Source organism: Collimonas rhizosphaerae, from assembly GCF_038896935.1.
Taxonomy (GTDB): domain Bacteria; phylum Pseudomonadota; class Gammaproteobacteria; order Burkholderiales; family Burkholderiaceae_D; genus Collimonas; species Collimonas rhizosphaerae.
This window is the reverse complement of the sequence record NZ_JBANDC010000022.1, coordinates 1-19,109: the sequence shown is the minus strand read 5'-3', so window position 1 is coordinate 19,109 and position 19,109 is coordinate 1. Positions and strand designations below refer to the sequence as shown.

Below are 19,109 nucleotides of genomic sequence, written 5' to 3'. Positions count from 1 at the left end.
TCAGGAATGAACTAAGGCTCTCCCATCAAGGTCATTATGTTGTCCTGCAACATGCGTTCGCAGTGCAACTTTTCCAGAAATACAGACCGAATTCTGGCGTTCTCAGACCGTAAGAAACCGACCTTTGGTTTCAACTTTATTCAGATTCCAGTACTGGCTGCAGTCGGCCGATACGCATCTCGTTAAGGGGAATAACATGCTGAAAACATCTCAATCTCTCTGTGATGACACCAATCACTTTGAAGCTGCTTCCTGTGCCATGGATGGACAGGATCGCTCCTTGAAAATCGATGTGCGCATGTCCGGCATTTCCTGTTTTTCTTTCCACCCGCTCATATTTCATTCGATACGCAGCAGCCGTTAGCAGCTCGGATGCGGCAGGCATTGTTGCCTGCCGCACAGTTTTAGCGCACTGAAAGCCAGATCGGAACTCCGCCCGCGACGAGGGCAGGAGACGGTCTTTTCGAAAGATCCGATATTTGATCGCTTGCAGGTTTTTCAAGAAAGCGAATCGATCCATAAGCGGCCCATCCTGCCGCGTCACTTGCCCGGTAAAAACATAAAAATTTCCAGCCGGCTTGGATCGATGCATTTGCGACGCAGCCACTGCGTCAGAGAGGTATGTAATGAACAGGCGTTCAAAAACCGAGCCGTGCCGGGTGCCGTGGAAGATTGTCATCCTGATCCCGATATGCTCCTGCGCGGCAGCGCAGGCCGTTGCTTCCGACCTGGTGCCGACCGACGTCATGCCGCCGGCCGACATCATCCAGCCGCCTGCAGATGCGATTACGCCCTATGTCGGCTATAGCATCGGCCACGACAGCAACCCGCTGAGGCTGCAGAATTCCGCAGCGGCGCAGGCGATGGGAATAGGCAGCGGACTGTCCGACACCACGCAGCGCTACCTGTTCGGGCTGGCGGTGGACAAGACGCTCAGCCGCCAGCACCTGACGGCGAACCTGAGCGCGGCCAAAGTGGATTACAACCGTTTCGGCCAGCTCGACCACTACGACAAGAACCTGGCGGCGAACTGGAACTGGCATGCGGGCGACCATTTCGAAGGAAACCTCGGCGCCAGTTATTCGCAAGGACTGACGCCGTTCATCGACTTCCATCTGCTGGAACGGAATATACGGACCGAGGAAAATGTCTATGCCGACGGCTCCTGGCTGTTCCATCCGAGCTGGCGCGTGCGTGGCGGGCTGACCTACACCAAGCTGAAATACGACCTGGAGTCGCAGCAACCGCTCGACAATACGCGCAACCAGACCGAAGTGGGACTGGATTACCTGGCCGCCAGCGGCAGCACGTTCGGCGTGCAGCTGCGCCATACGCACGCCGATTTTCCGAATCCCGAACAGGACAACGGCTTGCTGGTGTTTAACGGCTATAACCAGGATGAGGTCAAGGCCAAGATCGACTGGCTGCTCAGCGGCAAGACGCAGCTGCATTTCCTGGGCGGCTGGGTCAGCCGGAAACAGGATGCGGCTGCGGTCAGGAATTTCAGCGGCGTCAATTCCCGCCTCTCCGCAGACTGGTCGCCGACCGGGAAAATCGGCGTCACCGTGTCCGGCTGGCGCGAGATCGGCGCGGTGGATGACCTGTCCACCGTCTATTCCCTGAACCGGGGCGCCAGCCTGGCTTCCGCCTGGCAGTATTCGGAAAAAATCAAGCTGGTGGCGCAGGTCAAATACCAGAAACGGGATTTCGGTCCCTCGTCCGGCACCGGCACCCTCGGTTCTCTCAATCAGAACGACGTATTGCGCGATACCGCGCTGAGCGTGGTCTACAACCCGACGCAACGCTGGCGCGTCCAGCTGTCGGGCATCCGCAGCACGCAAACCCTGAAGAACGGGCCGGGCGGTTTTGTCAGCAACGGCGTGACGCTTAACACGCGCTATGCTTTCTAGAGGCAGGACATGACCGAGAACGACATTCCGCTGGTTTCATTTTTCAAGCGCCTGCTTGATCCGCTCATCATCCTCGGGTCGCTGTACCTGATCGTCCTGACCCAGGATGAAATATTTACCGGCGACTACCTGGTGCTGATGATTATCGCCTTCTTCATTTCTTCCTACGTCTACGAACAGATCGACCTCTACCGCACCCTGCATATCGGCAAGCAGCTGGCCTATGCCGGCGATATCTTCATGGGCTGGGCAATCACCGTCATCATCCTGATCCTGATAGGCCAGGGAACCGGGTTGCGCTACGAATTCTCGGACCGCGTGATCCTGGCCTGGTTTGCGCTGGCGCCTTTTGCACTGCTGGCGAGCCGCTTGACGGCGTATATGCTGGCCTTCCATTTCGGCAAAGAACTGAAGCTGCGGTCGGCGATCATCGTCGGCTCCAACAATCCGATCGACGATGTTCTCAAATGCCTGTCTTCCGGCAGCAATGCCGGCATCGACATGCGCGGATATTTCGACGACCGCGACCAGGCAGTCCGGCCGGCGGGCATGGATTGCCCGCATCTTGGCGCCATCGCAGATGTCGGACCTTATGTGCGGGCCAACAAGATCCGCACCATCTTCATCTGCCTGCCGATGTCGGCCCAGCCGCGGGTGCTGGCGCTGATGGAGGAATTGCGCGACACCACGGCGTCCGTCTATTTCGTGCCGGACATCTATACCTTCGGCCTGATACAGGCACGGCTCGACCATATCGCAGGGATTCCCGTGATCGGCATTTGCGAGACGCCTTTCATCGGTTTGCGCGGCGTCCTCAAGCGTGGCAGCGACATCGTCCTGGCGCTGCTGATCCAGATCATGCTGCTGCCGGTCATGCTCGCCATCGCGATCGGCGTAAAGCTTTCATCGCCAGGGCGGATCATTTTCGCGCAGCGCCGCTACGGCCTGAACGGAGAAGAAATCGTTGTCTATAAATTCCGTTCGATGACGGTCGCCGAAGACGGCGCGGTAGTGGACCAGGCAAAAAAGAACGATGCCCGCGTGACACGATTCGGCGGCTTCCTGCGGCGTACGTCGCTGGATGAATTGCCGCAGTTCTTCAACGTGCTGCAAGGCCGCATGAGCATCGTCGGACCGCGCCCGCATGCAGTGGCCCACAACGAAATGTATCGCAAGCTGATCAAGGGCTACATGCTGCGGCACAAGGTGAAACCAGGCATTACGGGCTGGGCGCAGGTCAACGGCTACCGCGGAGAAACCGACACGCTGGACAAAATGCGGTCGCGCATCGAGTTCGACCTGGAATACCTGCGCAACTGGTCGCTGGCGCTGGACCTGTGGATCATCGTGCGCACCGTTAAAGAAGTGCTGAAGAAAGATAACGCTTACTAAATAAACGCAGGTAGGCATGGAGGAGATTTTTTTCTGTTTGTCCGAATCGGACAGTCCAAGAAATGCGATGTATTTTTCCAGGAGAAAATCATGCGAGGAATTGTATTTTCGATGAGCCTGCTGCTGGCCGCCTATTGCGGCCCCGGCATGGCGGCTGCGCCGGTGTTCCAGCTGGACGGCCAGCCGGCAGCGGGAAGCGCGTCGGCGGTGTATGGCTACCATCAGGAAACCGAAGCTGCCGCTTCCGCTTCTGCGATTGCAGAGATGGAAACGGTGCGGCCCGTGGCAGCGGCGCAGCCGGACATTTTCGCTGCACGGACCGGCCGCGCCTGGCCCGCCGCAGGGCTCGTGCCCGTAGCCTTTTCGAACAGCCCCAGGCAGGAGCAGGTGCAGGCGCCGAGGAAAATGGCGACCGGCATGAAGGCCTCGGACGACCTGCTGTTTTATTTCCTGAAGGACTTCAAGGCAAAGCAACCGCAGAAACCTGCGCGCTGGGCGATGCTGTTGATCGCGCTCAGCCTCTTGCTGTACCAGATCCGCCGCCGCCCCATGCGCACCTCGATCGGGTTCGGTTCGGCGTCGCGGCTGGGCGGGCAGCATGCCGCCTGATCGCGCGCCGCGGCCATGCCGGAGTGCTGGCCGCGGCGGCGACCATAGGAATTGTTTTGTCAACAGGAGTCGGAATTTGATGTGCTCTGAACGTATCGGCCGCAGGTCTCTCATCAACAACATGTTTGGCGCGAAAGGAATAGGCATCTTGATGCTGCTTACCGTAATGAATTTAACCGCCTGCGACGATCAGAAAAAGAAAAACGGCCAGGTAGTGGCCAGGATCAACGGCGAAGAGATCACTGCGCCGCAGCTTGAGGCTGAGCTGCAGTATGCAGGCAGGCTGCAGGACGACAGCGCCGCGCCGCGGCAAGCCACGCGCGAGCAAGCCATGGAAGCGCTGATCGACCGCCAGCTGCTGCTGGATGAAGCCTTGCGCAACAAGATCGACCGCGATCCGGCATTGATACAGATTATCGAACGCTTCAAGACCCAGGCCGTCGTGCAGGCTTATCTTGAATCCAGGAGCGGAGACCAGGAACAGCCTGGCAAGGCCGAAATTGACAGCTATTTCCAGGCCCATCCAGAGATGTTTGCACATCGCAAGGTGTTTGAAGTCGAACAGCTGATCATCGCCGACCCGGATTTCAGCGCGCCGCTGAAGGCCATGATGGATTCGTCGAGATCGCTGAGCCAGGTGGCTGCATGGCTCCGGCAAAACAAGGTCGCGCATGTGCAAAGGCATTACTCCTACAGCAGCGCCGACTTGCCGCCGGAAGTCGGCAGCCGGCTGCAGAGGCTGGGCCGGAACCATCTGTTTGTCATGAAGGACGGGGAGCGCGACTTATTGTGCGCCCTGACCGAACTCAGGGATAGCCCGGTCACGCCGGACGCCGCGGCGCCGCAGATCGAGCGCTACCTGATGAACAAGAAAATGCAGGAAATAGCCATTTCGGAAATCACTCGCTTGCGCTCGACCGCCAAGCTCGAATACGTGAAGAAACCCGCTGACAGCATCGACAGCAAAGGTTCGCCGGTCGTGGCGACGCCGCCCGGCAAGCAGCAGCCTGTGGTGCGCAAGAGCATCGAGATGTCTGGCGTGGCGGGACTCGAATGAACAACCTGGAATTGCTGACCGGAAGGAATAATAAATGAATGAGGTGGCCATCATGATGAGACGAATCTATGCATGTGTACTGCTGCTGCTTTTGCTGGCCTTCGCCAGCAATTCCGCCAGTGCGGCCGATACGCCGATCGGCGCCGGCGACAGCTTGAAGATCTCGGTGTTCGGCAACCCGGACCTGAGCCTTGAAACCAAGGTCGGCGACGCCGGCAACATTACGTTTCCGCTGATAGGCGCGGTCAGCATCGGCGGTCTGTCGACTGCGGAAGCGGAGAAAAAAATCTCCGACATGCTGACCGGCGGCGGTTTCCTGCGCAAGGCGGAGGTCAATGTCACAGTCACTGAACTGCAGAGCCAGCAGGTGTCGGTGCTCGGCCAGGTGCTGCATCCGGGCCGCTACCCGATCGCCGGCAAGCGCAGCGTGACCGACATGCTGGCGATGGCCGGCGGCGTCGGCCCGGAAGGCGGCGATACCGCCGTGGTGATCCGCACCCGCAACGGCAAGAGCAGCAAGCAGGTGGTCAACCTGCAGGACATGATCCAGGCCGCGGACATGAAATCGAACCTCGACCTGGTCAACGGCGACATGATCTACGTCGACCGTGCTCCCAAGTTCTATATCTACGGCGAAGTGCAGCATCCCGGCGGCTACCGGCTGGAACGCAACATGACCATAGCTCAGGCCCTGTCGATAGGCGGCGGACTGACGCCGCGCGGCACCGAACGCGGAGTGCGCATCAAGCGCCGCGACAGCCATGGCAATTCCGTGATGATAGACGCCAATCGCGACGAGATATTGCAGACGGACGACGTCGTGTATGTGAAAGAGAGCCTGTTTTGAACCAAGTGCCGCCATTTACCTGCCGCACTAGAGAGGAGCTTCCATGACTTTCCCACAGCTTCTGAGCATCCTGCGCGCGCGCTACGGGGTGATCCTGCTGACCTTGGTGATCGCGGTGGCGGCTACCGCCGCAGTCACTTTCAACTTGCCCAGGATTTATCGCACCTCGACCACGCTGCTGCTCAATTACAAGGGTACGGATCCGGTGTCCGGCCAGGTGCTGCCGGCGCAGCTGGTGTCCGGCTACATCGCTACCCAGGTCGATCTCGTCGGCAGCAGAGGAGTGGCGCTGAAGGCGGTCGACATGCTGGGGCTGGCCGATAATCCGGTCACCCGGCAGCGTTTTCGGCAAGCGACGAACGGCAAGGGCTCGATCCGCGAGTGGCTGGCGGATTCCTTGCAAAAGATGGTGGATGTGGCGCCTTCGCGCGAAAGCAGCATGATAGAAATCACCGCCAAGGGCAGCGATCCTGCATTCACGGCGCAGGCGGCGAACGGCATCGCGGCGGCTTACCAGCAGCTCAACCTGCAGATCAAGGTCGAGCCTTTACGGCAGGCGTCCAAATATTTCACCCAGCAGACCACGGCCTTGCGCGCCGAACTTGAGCAAGCCCAGGAGAAAATGTCGCGCTACCAGCAGGAACACGGCCTGGTCAGCGCCGACAGCCGCGTGGATGTCGAGACCACGCGCCTCAACGAACTCTCCAGCCAGCTGGTGCTGGCGCAAGGGCAGGGGGCAGAAGCCTCGTCGCGCGGCAGCCAGGCGATGGGCAGCGGTGGCCGCGATTCGCCGGACGTGATTTCGAACGTGCTGGTGCAGAACCTGAAAGCGTCGCTGGCGGCGGCAGAAGGGAAATTCGCCTTGCTGTCGCAGAACCTGGACCGCAACCACCCGCAGTACCAGGCCGCCAAGGCGGAAGTCGACCAGCTGCGCTCTGAACTCAACAGCAGCATCAGCGCCACCAATGCCGGCGCCGCCAACAACGCTCGCATCCAACGCCAGCGCGCAGGCGAAATCCGCGCCGCGCTGACGGCGCAGACCGCCAAGGTGCTGCAGCTCAACCGCGCCCGCGACGAACTGTCGGTGCTGGCCAAGGATGTCGAAAGCGCGCAGCACGCTTACGATGCCGCCGCCCAGCGCCTGAACCAGACCGAACTGGAAGGCCGGTCGAACCAGTCCGACGTCTCCGTGCTGAGTCCGGCCACAGTGCCGGCCCGCCCGTTCAGCCCGAATATCCCGCTCAACATGGTGCTGTCGCTGCTGTTCGGCAGCATGCTGGGGCTGGCCTTGGCAGTGCTGGCCGAGCTGGCGAACCGGCGCATCAGGACCGGCAATGACCTCATCAGCGTGCTGGATGCGCCGATGCTGGGCACCATCGTGTGGCAGAAGCCGGCGCGCAGGCTTGCATTCCCCCATCTGTTTTTATCGCGATGATCGCGCCAACCGGAAAGGTGAAACAACATGAACAAACCGGTCAGTCCTCTTTTCAGCGGCACGTTTTATAGCGACTCGGCGCCGCGCAAGGACAGTAACATCGGCCGTATGCTGGTCGAGCAAGGCAAGCTCACACAGGAGCAGGCGGAACGCGTACGGCGCCTGCAGCAGGAGCAGGGCTTGCGTTTCGGCGAAGCGGCGCAGCGGCTGGGCCTGGTCAGCGAGCTGGATATCCAGCAGGTGCTGTCGCGGCAGTTTGACTATCCTTACCAGGAAAACCAGGGAAATTACCCGGCGGCGCTGGTCGCCGCCTATCAGCCCTTCAGCGCGGAAGTCGAAATGCTGCGCTCGGTGCGCAGCCAGCTGATGCTGCGCTGGTTTACCGCCTCGCGCAAGACGCTCGCCATCGCCAGCGTGAACGCCGGCGACGGCACCAGCCTGATGACTGCCAACCTGGCCATCGTATTTTCGCAGCTGGGCTTGCAGACCCTGCTGGTGGACGCCAACCTGCGCAATCCGCGCCAGCAGCGGATATTCAACCTGGCCGCCGGGCACGGGCTGGCCGATGTGCTGGCCGGGCGCGCCGGCCTGGAGCCTCTCGCCGTTGCCGAATCGTTCGCAGACCTGTCGCTGTTGCCGGCGGGTTCGCCGGTGCCCAATCCGCAGGAACTGATCAACCGTTCCAGCTTCAACGCCTTGAACCAGACTTTGCGCAGCCGCTTCGACGTCATCCTGTACGACACCCCGGCCTGCTCCAGCGCGGCTGACGTCCTCACCATCGCGGCCCGCGCCGGCGGTGTGCTGCTGGTGGTGCGCAAAGACCACACCCGGGTGGCTGACCTCACCGCTTTCAGCGACCAGCTGCGCCGCAGCGGTACGGAAGTGGTCGGTTCGGTGCTGGTGAGTTTCTGATAAAGGACATCGATCGCATGCAGAGTTTCGCAAACATCAGGGATTTCATTTTTCCGCGTTCGGCCGGCGTATCCGTCCCGGCGGAACGGATGACGTCCTGGATACTCATGGCCGCGCTGCTGTACCAGGCAGTCTTGTGTGCGGTGCATACCAACGTCCATGCCATATCCACCGCGGGCGTGATGTTTTCGGAATTTGTCATCTACCTGTTATGCATGGTGGTGCTGAGCAAGAACATCCGGCTGGAACTGGTTGCCGTCGCGGCGCTGGCTGCCGCTTACCTGTTCCTGCTGGCGATCATGCGCAACCAGCTGGACCCGAAAGGATTCCGGGATGTGATGATTCCCATCCTGTTCTACGGGATCGGGCGCCAGATCGGCGACGCCAGGTATGCCGACCGCCTGCTCAAGCTGGCGGTGCTGCTGGTGCTGGCTTTCGGTTTCCTCGAATGGTTTTTCCTCGATATTTATTCGCGCATCTTCAACATCTTTTCCTATTACGTCAACCAGGGCGGCCTGGCCGCCGGCTCCAACTGGGCAAAAGACAGCGTGCTCGGCCTGAACGGCATCCGGCCCGAAGGGATAGGGCGCACGATCCTGCCGGCGCTGCTTGGCAGCCACCGCATATCGTCGATATTCCTGGAGCCGGTTTCGCTCGGCAATTTTGCGGTGATCATTGCGGCCTGGGGCTTGTCGAAGCGGCGCGAGGAGTTCAAGGACACCATTTTCTTCCTGCTGGCCGCCGCCCTCATGATTGTCATGAGCGATTCGCGCTACGGCATGATCACGGTCGCCGCACTGATCGTGCTGCGCTGTTCGCCGCTGGGCAAGAGCGGCAACGCCTGGCCGATCGTGCTGCCGTTGCTGAGCGCGCTGATGCTGCTGCTGATCGGGGCGTTCTTCGACGGCAGGTACAGCGACAGCTTCCTTGGCCGGCTGTACGTCAGCGGCCGCACGCTGCTGGACCTGAATATCGGCATGCTGGTGGGTCTCGACGGCTACAACACCAATTTCGGCGACATGGGATACCCATCGTTGCTGACGCGGCTCGGCCTGCCGCTGTGTGTCCTGCTATGGGTGCCGTTATGGATGCTGAAAATGGAAGACGAGCGGGGCAACCGCTTCCGTATCTATATCACGCTGTATATCTCGCTGATCCTGTGTGTCAGCGGCACTTCGCTGTTCGCGCTGAAAACCGCCGGCATCCTCTGGTTCCTGGTCGGGTGCGCCGCGGGCAAGGTGGCCGATCCGGCGCCTGCCGGCGCCGCAGCACGGCCATCGGCTAAAACAAAGGAGCAACACAATGCCTATTAAAGTCACGCACATCGTGCGCCAGTATTCCCCTTCGATCGGCGGCATGGAAGACGTGGTGCAGAATATCGCCAGGCAGCAGCGCGAGCATCATGGCCAGCTGCCGAAGGTGGTTACGCTCAACCGCCTGTTCAGGAACTCGGCCGAATTCCTCGGCGCCGAAGCCATGGTCAACGGCGTCGCCGTGGTGCGCCTGCCGTTCCGCGGCAGCAGCCGGTATCCGCTCTGTCCAAGCGTGCTGGAGCATGTGGCGGACGCCGATGTCATCCATGTGCACGGCATCGATTTCTTTTTCGATTACCTGGCGCTGACCCGTCCCTTGCACCGGCGGCCGCTGGTGGCGTCGACCCATGGCGGCTTTTTCCACACCAGGTTCGCGTCGGGGCTGAAGAAAGTCTATTTCAACACGGTCACGCGCGCCTCGTCCATGGCCTACGACAAGATCATCGCCACCAGCGACAACGACGGCGACATGTTTGCCGGCATCGTCAAGCCGCCCAAGCTGGCGGTGATTGAAAACGGCGTCAACGTCGAGAAATACAGCGGCCAGTCGGCGCTGGCGCCGACCCGGACCTTGATCTATTTCGGCCGCTGGTCGATCAATAAAGGCCTGCTCGAAACGCTGGCCTTGTTCCAGCAGCTTGCGCGGCGCCAGCCGGGATGGAAGCTGATCATCGCCGGCCGCGAATATGACCACAGCGCCGAGGAACTGCGCGCATGGGCAAGCCAGCAACAGCTGGCGGATGCGGTGCAGATCGTGGCCAATCCTTCCGACCAGGAGCTGGCGGCGCTGATTGCGCAATCCAGCTACTTCATCTGCCTGTCGCGCCATGAAGGTTTCGGCATCGCCCCGATTGAAGCGATGAGCGCCGGCTTGACGCCGGTCTTGAGCGACATCCCGCCATTCCGCAACCTGCTTGAACAATCGGGGGCAGGGCTGCTGCTGTCGGCGCCGACCGAGGAACAGAACATAGCGAGCCTGCTGATGCTGCATCAAGAGATGCAGGCCGATTACGCCCAGCGGCGCGCGCAGATGCAGCAGTTCGTGGAGCGTTACGACTGGCGGCGCATCGCGGAAAAATATATCGATGTATACAAGGAGCTGGTGCGTTGAGGCGGCAGCCCAAGGCATCTGGTGCAATCCATGGATAGAGAAAAAATCGATGCCATCACCGGATTGCGCGGACTGGCGGCGCTGCTGGTGGTGTACGGCCATGCGCTCGACTGGTTTGCCCTGCCTTGGAAAAACCACCTTTTCGGCGAAGTCGGCGTGACGGTGTTCTTTTCCTTGAGCGGCTTCCTCATGGCCTATCTTTATCTCGGGAAGCGGTTTTCAGCGATCAATGTGGTCGATTATGCGGTTTCCCGTTTTTCCAGGATTGCGCCGGCCTACCTTGTGATTGTCCTGGTTTCCTTTTTCATCTACGTCAATATCGATCCGAATTTTGTCTATGGGATATCAGGGAAGAATATCCTGCGCCACCTTCTTTTCTCGGGCAATGCGTCGGTATTCTGGAGCATCACGCCCGAAGTGGAGTTCTATTTCCTGTTCGTGCTGGCCTGGGCCGCGAGCAGCCGCTACCTGATCCGCTCCGATGTCGCCGGGCTGCTGTTCCTGGCGCTGGGCAGCATTGTTTTGCTGGCGTACCGGGATAGCTTTCCAGGCACCTTCGTCGGCTCGAAATTGCATTATTTCCTGTTCGGCATGATTGCCGGCGCAATGCGCTCGCATATCCAGGGCCGGGCGCAGGACCGGCGCTGGCTGGCCGTGGTGCATGCGGCATCGGTGGCCGCGATCGGATCGATTGTGGCGGGATGGCTGGTTCTTCCATTCTCCGGCAATCAAGAGTTCTACAGCAGCATCCTGACCGCTGTTTTCGGCGCTTTCCTGGTATTCAGCCTGTCCTTTCCATCTGCCATCGGTAACGGTTTTTTCGCAAACAGGCTGATGGTTTTATGCGGTGAATGCAGTTTCTCGATCTACCTGCTGCATATGCCGGTCATTTATCTGGTGCGAAAAATCCATCCGGAGCCGTTTTCACTCTTCATCCTGCTTCCTTTTGCAGTCCTTGTCCTCTTGTTTTCGTGGCTTAACTACCGGCTGGTCGAAAAACCCGGCGCCCGTCTGATCAAATCCGCGGGCTCCTTATTCAAGCGGAAATTCCTTGCCGTGTTTCCGATGGCGGCTGGCAACCGGTCCATGCCTTTAGGAGGTGATACCCGATGATCAAATTCCTGTTTTCCTCAGTAATCCTGGCCTGCGCCTTGTTTTGCCAGGCGGCGTCCGCCGGCTGCATGGACGGCAAGCCGATGGCCGGCGTCAACCTGAGCGGCGCCGAGTTCGCGGCCGAGAAACTGCCTGGCAAGGTGTTTACGGACTATGTGTACCCGGACCTGGATGAAATGCGGCTGTTCCAGTCCATGGGCATGAACACCTTCCGCCTGCCGTTCCTGTGGGAGAGGGTGCAGCCGAAGCTGTTCGGCGAACTGGACCAGGCGGAACTGCAGAGGATCAAGGATAGCGTTGCGGCCGCCGGTTCGATCGGCGTGTGCATGATCCTCGATGTGCACAACTATGGCCAATACCGCGGCAAGCCTATCGGTTCGCCGGAAGTGCCGCGCGCCGCACTGGTCGATCTCTGGCAGCGCCTGCTGGCCAGCTTCAAGGACCCGGCCAATGTCGCCTTCGGCCTGATGAACGAACCGGCCAAGCTGCCGACCGCGGAATGGGCGGCAACCGCGCAAGAGACGCTGAACGCCTTGCGCAGGAAAGGCTCGCGGCATCTGATCCTGGTTCCCGGCGGCGGCTGGAGCGGGGCGCATTCCTGGTATGCAAAAGACGGCGCCGTCTCGAACGCCGACGCCTTCCGTTTCTTTCACGACCCCGCCGATAACTACATGATCGAAGTCCACCAGTATGCCGATGCCAATTTTTCCGGCACCGGCAACGATTGCGTGGACCCGGCCCGCCTGAGCGCGATCATGGCCAACGTCGCCCTATGGGCGACCTCGACCAGGCGTCGCCTGTTCCTTGGCGAATTCGGCGTGCCGGCCAACCAGTCGTGCCTGGCAGCCTTGACGGCGATGGTGGATGCCATCAAGGGCAACCCGGCCTGGGGCGGCTGGACCTACTGGGCCGCCGGGCAATGGCTGGGGACTTACCCATTCAGCCTGCAGCCCGACAGCAACGGCGAACGGCCGCAAACGGCCATCCTGAAGAAGGGCATATCGCCTTAGGACGAACGGCAGCCCGCTGGGACTGCCCGCTCGGAAACGAGATTGAAAAGGGAAACAAATGAAATTTTCGCTGGTAATGGCTACGGTAGGACGCGTTGACGAAGTTGCCCGTTTCCTGGAATCGCTGGACGCGCAAGACTACCGGAATTTTGAACTGATCGTGGTCGACCAGAACGGCGACGACAGGCTGGTGGCGCTGCTGGACCTGTACCGCCAGAAATTTCCGCTGCGGCATGTGCGTTCGGCTGCGCATGGCGCCTCACGCGCGCGCAATGCCGGCCTGGCCTTGGTGGATGGCGACGTGATCGCCTTTCCCGACGACGATTGCTGGTATCCGGCCGGCTTGCTGGAGAAGGTGGTCGCCGTGCTGGCCAGCCATCGGGAACTGGACGGCATTACCGGACGTTTCACCGACGGCGACGGCAAGGTCGAGGGACGCTGGCTGGAAAGCAGCGCACTGCTGAACCGCTATAACGTCTGGCGCGGCGCGATCGAGTTCAGCATTTTCCTGCGCCGGCGCGTGGTCGATGCCGTCGGCGGCTTCGATGAAACGCTGGGAGTCGGCGCCGGCACGGTGTGGGGCGCCGCCGAAGGAACCGATTACCTGCTGCGCAGCCTGCGTCTCGGCTTCAAGCTGAAATTCCTGGCCGACATGACCTTGCACCACCCGGTAAAGACAGCGCATTTCGACGCCAGCGCCTGCCTTCGGCAAAAGAAATACGAAACCGGGATCGGCCGCGTGATGCGCATCAACGATTACCCGTTCTGGTATTTCCCCGTTACCTGCCTGCGGACCTGCGGCGGCATCGCGCTGGCGCTGGCCAGGGGCGATTTCCTCAAGGCGCGCTTTAAATACCTGAGCGTGCTGGCCCGCGTGCGCGGCTGGCGCGGCTAGCAAGCGGAGCAGAACCCCATGCCTGGCCTGAGATTAGGAGTGCCATGAATCAAAAAAGCGTAGGCGGCGGCCTGGCGTCCGGATCGATCTGGTCGATCGTGGATAACCTCGCGCAGCAAGCCATTTCATTCGTGATCTTTGCGGTGCTGGCGCGTTTCCTGGCGCCGGATGCATTCGGCTTGCTGACGGTCGCCCATCTTTTCATCCTGTTTACCCGGCTGGTGGTGTTCGATGCGATTGCGATGCCGGTGATACGTGCCGGCTTGCCGGACGACAGGTTTTACTCCTGGGTGTTCACTTGCTGCGCGCTGGCCGGCTTGCTGCTTGCCGCCCTGATGTTTTTTTCGGCAGGCCTGGTGTCGTCGCTGTACCGGGCGCCGGAACTGAAGGCGGTATTGCAGGGCATGAGCCTGTCGGTGCTGTTCTTCGGCCTGATGCGCGCCTACGAGGCCAGGCTGGTGCGCAACATGATGTTCCGCCAGTTGGCGGTCCGCTCGATCGGTTCGGTGATGACCGGCGGCGTGGTCGGCATCGCACTGGCTGCCGGCGGCTGGGGCGCGATGTCGCTGGTGGTGCAGCAGGTCGCAGCGTCCGGGCTGGCGCTGGCGCTGGTGGTGGCGCAAAGCCGCTGGCTGCCGCGCATCGTGTTTGACCGCGCGCTGAACAGGAAATACTGGCACGACATCCGCCAGGTCGGGCTGACCGGCATTCTGAATTTTGCCAATACCAATGGCGATTCGCTGCTGGTGAGCGTGTTCCTGGGACCGTACGCCACCGGCTTGTACAACCTGGCAAAACGGGTGACCTCGGCGGTGTACCTGGTGATCGCCAGTTCCATGCAGAAAGTGGCGTTGCCGGTGTTCTCCGATGCCGGCTCGGACCTGGCGGCGATGGGGCGCGGTTACCTGAAGATCCTCGGCATCACGCTGTTTTGCGTCGCTCCCTTGCTGTGTTTCCAGGCAGTGCTGGCCGAACCGCTGGTGGCGGCGGTGTTCGGCGCCAAGTGGCTGCCTGCCGCACCTGTAGTCAGCGCGCTGGCGCTGCTGTACCTGCTGTCGTCGATCGTGCATCTGAACGACTACCTGTTTTTCGCCGTAGGCAAGAACCGCCTGCCGGTACGGCTCGGCATCGCCCAATTGATACTGGCGACTGCGCTGGCGGTGAGCTGCTACCGCTTCGGCCTGCTCGGCATGAGCCTGTCGTTTTGCGGCGCCTACCTGCTGGTTTTTCCCTTGTCTCAAATTTTGCTCAACCGCGAGCTCGGCCTCAACGCGCGCCAGGTGTGGTACGCGCTGGCGCCGCCGCTGGTGGGCAGCACTTTCCTGGTCCTTGGACTGGCGGCATATGCCTGGCTGGTGCCGCCGGGAATCAGCAATGTGACCTTGGTTGCGGGCGGTGTCCTTATCGCCTGCTTGTTGTATCCGTTCATGGTGGTTGTCACCGGCTGGCAGATCAGGTCGGTCAACGCGTCGTGGCATGGATTATTGCTGTCGGCTATGCGGCTGGGCCGCGCACGATAGACGGCAGTGTGATGGATTCAGGCGTCTTGCCGGGTTTTCTTCCCCGGGGACGCCGTTTAGGAGAGTTTTTTCATGAATACAAAGAAGACAATCCCGATCGCCGGTTTTCCGGTGGTCAAGACCACGACCAACGTGCTGGCCAGGTACTTGCAGCACGCGATGTGGGTCAATAAAAAGATAACGCTGTTTTTTGCCAATACGAATTTCATCGTGCGCTGCAACCACCTGCTGGAGAAAATGCGCAACGCCTCGGTGACGATTGTCAACGACGGCGTCGGCATGGATATCGCGGCTTTCCTGTTTGGCCGCGAAGCGTTCAAGGAAAACCTGAACGGCACCGATTTCATTCCCCGCCTCCTGTGCGGCACGGGCGAGCCCAAGCGCGTGTTCATGCTGGGAGGCAGGCCGGAAATCCTCGACAAGGCAGTCGCCCATGTAAACGAAACCTTGAAACAAAAGGTGGTCGGCAGCTGCGACGGCTACCGCGGCATGCAAGAGCAGCGCGCCGGCCTGGTGGCCTTGATCAACCGCTCACAGGCGGAAGTGGTGCTGGTGGCGCTAGGCAATCCGATGCAGGAAGAATGGATCCTCGTCAACCGCCAGGCGCTGAACGCCAAAGTCGTGGTCGGCGTCGGCGCCCTGTTCGATTTCTGGGGAGGTTACAAGCCGCGCGCACCGCAGCTGGTGCAACGGCTGCGGCTGGAATGGCTGTACCGCCTGTGCCTGGAACCGCGGCGGCTGTTGCGCCGCTATACCTTAGACATCCTGATGTTCCTGCTGCTGTGCCGGAAATATGGCAGCAGAAGTCAGAAAAATTGACCAGAAAACCTGAAGCTAATCCTGATTCAACTTGTGAGGTGAAAAATGAAAGCAATGATTCTAGCAGCCGGCAAAGGCACCCGTGTGCGTCCGCTGACCTACGACCTGCCAAAGCCAATGATACCGATCCTGGGCAAACCTGTGATGGCTTATCTGGTTGAATATCTTGCCAGCTACGGCGTGCGCGAGATCATGGTCAACGTCAGCCACCTGCACCACAAGATCGAAGAATTCTTCGGCGACGGCAGCCAGTACGGCGTGCAGATAGGCTATTCGTTCGAGGGTTATGTGAATGACTTCGGCGAGGTGACGGCGGAACCCCTGGGTTCGGCCGGCGGCATCAAGAAGATCCAGCAGTTCGGCCAGTTTTTTGACGATACAGTGATCGTGATCTGCGGCGACGCCTTGATCGACCTCGATCTCAGTTCGGCGCTGTTCGAGCACAAGCAAAAAGGCGCCTTGGCCAGCGTCATCACCAAAGAGGTGCCCTGGGACAAGGTCGACAATTACGGCGTAGTGGTGATGGACCAGGAGGGCCGGGTCCAGTCGTTCCAGGAAAAGCCGAAGCAGGATGAAGCCTTGTCCAATTTCGCCAGTACCGGCATCTACATTTTCGAGCCGGAAGTGATCGACCTGATTCCTGCCGATACGGTATTCGATATCGGCTCCGAGCTGTTTCCGCTGATGGCGAAAAAAGGCTTGCCGTTTTATGCGCAGCAGCGGTTTTTCAACTGGACAGACATCGGCAGCGTGACCGATTTCTGGAGCGTCTTGCAGAATGTGATGCAAGGCCAGGTGGCGCAGCTGGAAATGCCGGGCAGGCAAATCGCCGAGGGCGTCTGGGCCGGCCTCAACACCAGCATAGACTGGGAGGGAACCACTATCGAAGGACCGGTATACATCGGCTCTGGCTGCCGCATCGATGCCGGCTGCAAGATCGTCGGCCCTACCTGGATAGGGCACGGCAGCCATATCTGTTCCGACACGCAAGTGGTGCGCAGCGTGCTGTTCGAGTACACGCGGATCCTGGGCGGCGCCCGCCTGGATGAAGCGATCGTATTCAAGCAATACAGCGTAAACCGCGCCGGCGACATGCGTCGCCTGCCCGAAGCAGGCGTACCCGACTGGGGCGATGCGCGCGACCGCCTGCCGGAACCTGCCATTGAAGTGAGCTGAGCATGAATATATATCCAGTGATCCTGGCCGGAGGTTCCGGCACCCGCCTGTGGCCGCTCTCGCGCGAAGCCATGCCCAAGCAGCTGCTGCCGTTGCGTTCGCAGCATTCGATGCTGCAGGAAACGCTGCTGCGGCTGGCGGACTGGCCTGAACTGATGCCGCCGCTGCTCACCTGCGGCAATGAACACCGTTTCATGGTGGCGGAACAGCTGCGCGGCATCAGCATTGCGCCGCTGGCTATCCTGCTGGAGCCGGAAAGCAAGAATACCGCGCCGACGGTCGCGGTGGCGGCTCATTTCCTGCTGCAGCATGACAAGGACGCCGTCATGCTGGTGCTGCCGGCCGACCATGTGATCGGCGATGCGCAAGCGTTCCACGCGGCGGTCAGCTGCGCGGCGCAGGCAGTCGAAAAAGGAGCGCTGGCGACCTTCGGCATCGTGCCGGGCGCGGCTGAAACCGGTTATGGCTATATCCGCCGCGCCAAGAGCGCGTTCAACGGCATCGACGGTTGTTATGCAGTCGAAAAATTCGTCGAGAAGCCGGACAAGGCGACTGCGGAAAAATTTCTGGCTGATCCCGCCTACAGCTGGAACAGCGGCATGTTCCTGTTCCAGCCGGCGCGTTACCTGGAGGAGCTGCGCGAGTACCGGCCGGCGATCGCCGCGAGCTGCAAGCAGGCTTTCGAGGCGTCCTACCATGACCTCGATTTTTGCCGGCTGGATGAAGCCGCCTTCGCCGGCTGCCCGGCGGAGTCCATCGATTACGCGGTCATGGAACAGACCCGGCACGCGGTGGTGGTGCCGGCTGCCATCGGCTGGAGCGATATCGGTTCCTGGTCCGCCCTGTGGGAGGTGCTGGAGGGCGATGCCGACGGCAATGTGCTGCGCGGCGATGTGTACACGGACGGTGTCCGCGATTCGCTGATCCGTGCCGAAAGCCGCTTCGTGGCGGTGATCGGGATGCAGGACACGGTGGTGGTGGAAACCAAGGATGCGGTGCTGGTGGTGCACAAGGACCAGGTGCAAGGCGTCAAGAAAATCGTCGAGGCGCTCAAGAAAGACAGCCGCACGGAACACATGAACCACATCCGTGTCTACCGGCCGTGGGGCTGTTATGAAGGCATAGACGGCGGCGACCGCTTCCAGGTGAAACGGATTACCGTCAATCCCGGCGGCAAACTGTCGCTGCAGATGCACCACCACCGGGCCGAACACTGGGTGGTGGTCAGCGGCACGGCGCGCATCGTCTGCGGCGAGGAAGAGAAATTCCTTACCGAGAACGAATCCACCTATATTCCCATCGGCGTCCGCCACCGGCTGGAAAATCCCGGGAAACTGCCGCTGCACCTGATCGAGGTGCAGTCGGGCAGCTACCTGGGGGAAGACGACATCGTGCGTTTCGAAGACATCTATAAACGCTGTTAAGGCAATCAACCAGGTACAACATCATGCTCCCGATCCAACCTTCCATATTCAAGGCTTACGACATCCGCGGCATCGTCGGTAAAACCCTGGACGCCGGCATCGCGCGCCAGATCGGCCAGGCTTTCGGCATCGCCGCCCGCGCCAAGGGTGAAAAAGCCGTCATCATCGGCCGCGACGGCCGCTTGTCCGGGCCGGAACTTGCCGCCGCGCTGGCTGCCGGCTTGCGCGACGCCGGCGCCGATGTCGTCGACCTCGGTGTTGTCGTGACGCCGATGGTGTATTTTGCGACCCATGTGCTGGGCGCGCAGTCCGGCATCATGGTCACCGGCAGCCATAATCCTCCCGATTACAACGGCTTCAAGATGGTGCTGGCGGGCGAGGCGATCTACGGCGACACGATCCAACAGCTGTACCAGGCCATAGATAGCGGCAGCGTCGAAGCGACGGTGTCTGTGCCAAGCGGCAGCTATCGCCGGCACGATATCAAGCATGCCTATCTGCAGCGCATCGTCAGCGACACCAGGCTGGCGCGGCCGATGAAGATCGTGGTCGATTGCGGCAACGGC

18 protein-coding genes are annotated in these 19,109 nt (G+C 60.7%); 17 read left to right on the top strand and 1 reads right to left on the bottom strand.

Annotation, left to right across the window (positions count from 1 at the left end):
* Positions 1-136: 136 nt before the first annotated feature.
* Positions 137-679, bottom strand: coding sequence for a hypothetical protein (locus V8G57_RS22935; protein ID WP_342831352.1), 543 nt, complete (start codon positions 677-679; stop codon positions 137-139).
* Here V8G57_RS22935 and epsL point away from each other — a divergent pair.
* The 17 genes from epsL to V8G57_RS22850 all read left to right on the top strand — a co-directional run.
* The gene (gene epsL, locus V8G57_RS22930; RefSeq protein ID WP_342831351.1) at positions 660-1,910 is read left to right on the top strand and encodes an XrtB/PEP-CTERM-associated polysaccharide biosynthesis outer membrane protein EpsL; all 1,251 of its coding nucleotides are present in this window, start codon (positions 660-662) and stop codon (positions 1,908-1,910) included. The genes V8G57_RS22935 and epsL overlap by 20 nt on opposite strands.
* A gap of 9 nt (positions 1,911-1,919) precedes the next feature.
* Complete coding sequence (locus V8G57_RS22925; protein ID WP_092393370.1) at positions 1,920-3,302, top strand: undecaprenyl-phosphate glucose phosphotransferase; 1,383 nt, start codon at positions 1,920-1,922, stop codon at positions 3,300-3,302.
* Between the two features lie 90 nt (positions 3,303-3,392).
* On the top strand, positions 3,393-3,911 hold the full coding sequence (locus tag V8G57_RS22920; protein WP_139219986.1) for a hypothetical protein: 519 nt from the start codon (positions 3,393-3,395) through the stop codon (positions 3,909-3,911).
* Between the two features lie 151 nt (positions 3,912-4,062).
* On the top strand, positions 4,063-4,968 hold the full coding sequence (locus V8G57_RS22915; RefSeq protein ID WP_175500871.1) for an EpsD family peptidyl-prolyl cis-trans isomerase: 906 nt from the start codon (positions 4,063-4,065) through the stop codon (positions 4,966-4,968).
* A gap of 55 nt (positions 4,969-5,023) precedes the next feature.
* A complete protein-coding gene (gene epsE, locus V8G57_RS22910; RefSeq protein WP_254784903.1) occupies positions 5,024-5,815 on the top strand; it encodes a polysaccharide export protein EpsE in 792 nt (263 codons plus the stop codon).
* 43 nt (positions 5,816-5,858) lie between these two features.
* Positions 5,859-7,250 carry a chain length determinant protein EpsF gene (gene epsF, locus V8G57_RS22905; RefSeq protein WP_092393381.1) on the top strand — a complete coding sequence of 464 codons (1,392 nt, stop codon included), beginning with the start codon at positions 5,859-5,861 and terminating at the stop codon, positions 7,248-7,250.
* 27 nt (positions 7,251-7,277) lie between these two features.
* Positions 7,278-8,162 carry a chain length determinant protein tyrosine kinase EpsG gene (epsG, locus tag V8G57_RS22900; RefSeq protein WP_342831350.1) on the top strand — a complete coding sequence of 295 codons (885 nt, stop codon included), beginning with the start codon at positions 7,278-7,280 and terminating at the stop codon, positions 8,160-8,162.
* Between the two features lie 17 nt (positions 8,163-8,179).
* Positions 8,180-9,475: a polysaccharide polymerase gene (locus V8G57_RS22895; protein ID WP_342831349.1), complete on the top strand. Its 1,296-nt coding sequence runs from the start codon at positions 8,180-8,182 to the stop codon at positions 9,473-9,475.
* Positions 9,465-10,586 (top strand): glycosyltransferase family 4 protein, encoded by a 1,122-nt coding sequence (locus tag V8G57_RS22890; protein ID WP_092393390.1) that lies wholly within the window; start codon positions 9,465-9,467, stop codon positions 10,584-10,586. The genes V8G57_RS22895 and V8G57_RS22890 overlap by 11 nt, the downstream gene beginning before the upstream one ends.
* Before the next feature lie 30 nt (positions 10,587-10,616).
* Positions 10,617-11,699, top strand: a complete 1,083-nt coding sequence (locus V8G57_RS22885; protein WP_092393393.1) for an acyltransferase family protein — start codon at positions 10,617-10,619, stop codon at positions 11,697-11,699.
* Entirely contained in the window at positions 11,696-12,709 is a 1,014-nt protein-coding gene (locus V8G57_RS22880; protein WP_342831348.1) for a glycoside hydrolase family 5 protein, read from the top strand. Before V8G57_RS22885 ends, V8G57_RS22880 begins: the two co-directional genes overlap by 4 nt.
* A gap of 58 nt (positions 12,710-12,767) precedes the next feature.
* Positions 12,768-13,604 (top strand): glycosyltransferase family 2 protein, encoded by an 837-nt coding sequence (locus V8G57_RS22875; protein ID WP_342831347.1) that lies wholly within the window; start codon positions 12,768-12,770, stop codon positions 13,602-13,604.
* 44 nt (positions 13,605-13,648) lie between these two features.
* Positions 13,649-15,124 (top strand): lipopolysaccharide biosynthesis protein, encoded by a 1,476-nt coding sequence (locus tag V8G57_RS22870; RefSeq protein WP_342831346.1) that lies wholly within the window; start codon positions 13,649-13,651, stop codon positions 15,122-15,124.
* Between the two features lie 72 nt (positions 15,125-15,196).
* Positions 15,197-15,943 (top strand): WecB/TagA/CpsF family glycosyltransferase, encoded by a 747-nt coding sequence (locus V8G57_RS22865; RefSeq protein WP_092393405.1) that lies wholly within the window; start codon positions 15,197-15,199, stop codon positions 15,941-15,943.
* Between the two features lie 45 nt (positions 15,944-15,988).
* On the top strand, positions 15,989-17,119 hold the full coding sequence (locus tag V8G57_RS22860; protein ID WP_092393407.1) for a nucleotidyltransferase family protein: 1,131 nt from the start codon (positions 15,989-15,991) through the stop codon (positions 17,117-17,119).
* Positions 17,120-17,121: 2 nt separating this feature from the next.
* Positions 17,122-18,543, top strand: coding sequence for a mannose-1-phosphate guanylyltransferase/mannose-6-phosphate isomerase (locus V8G57_RS22855; protein ID WP_342831345.1), 1,422 nt, complete (start codon positions 17,122-17,124; stop codon positions 18,541-18,543).
* Between the two features lie 23 nt (positions 18,544-18,566).
* Positions 18,567-19,109: phosphohexomutase domain-containing protein (locus V8G57_RS22850; RefSeq protein ID WP_484038982.1), on the top strand; the 543-nt coding region annotated here is incomplete at its 3' end.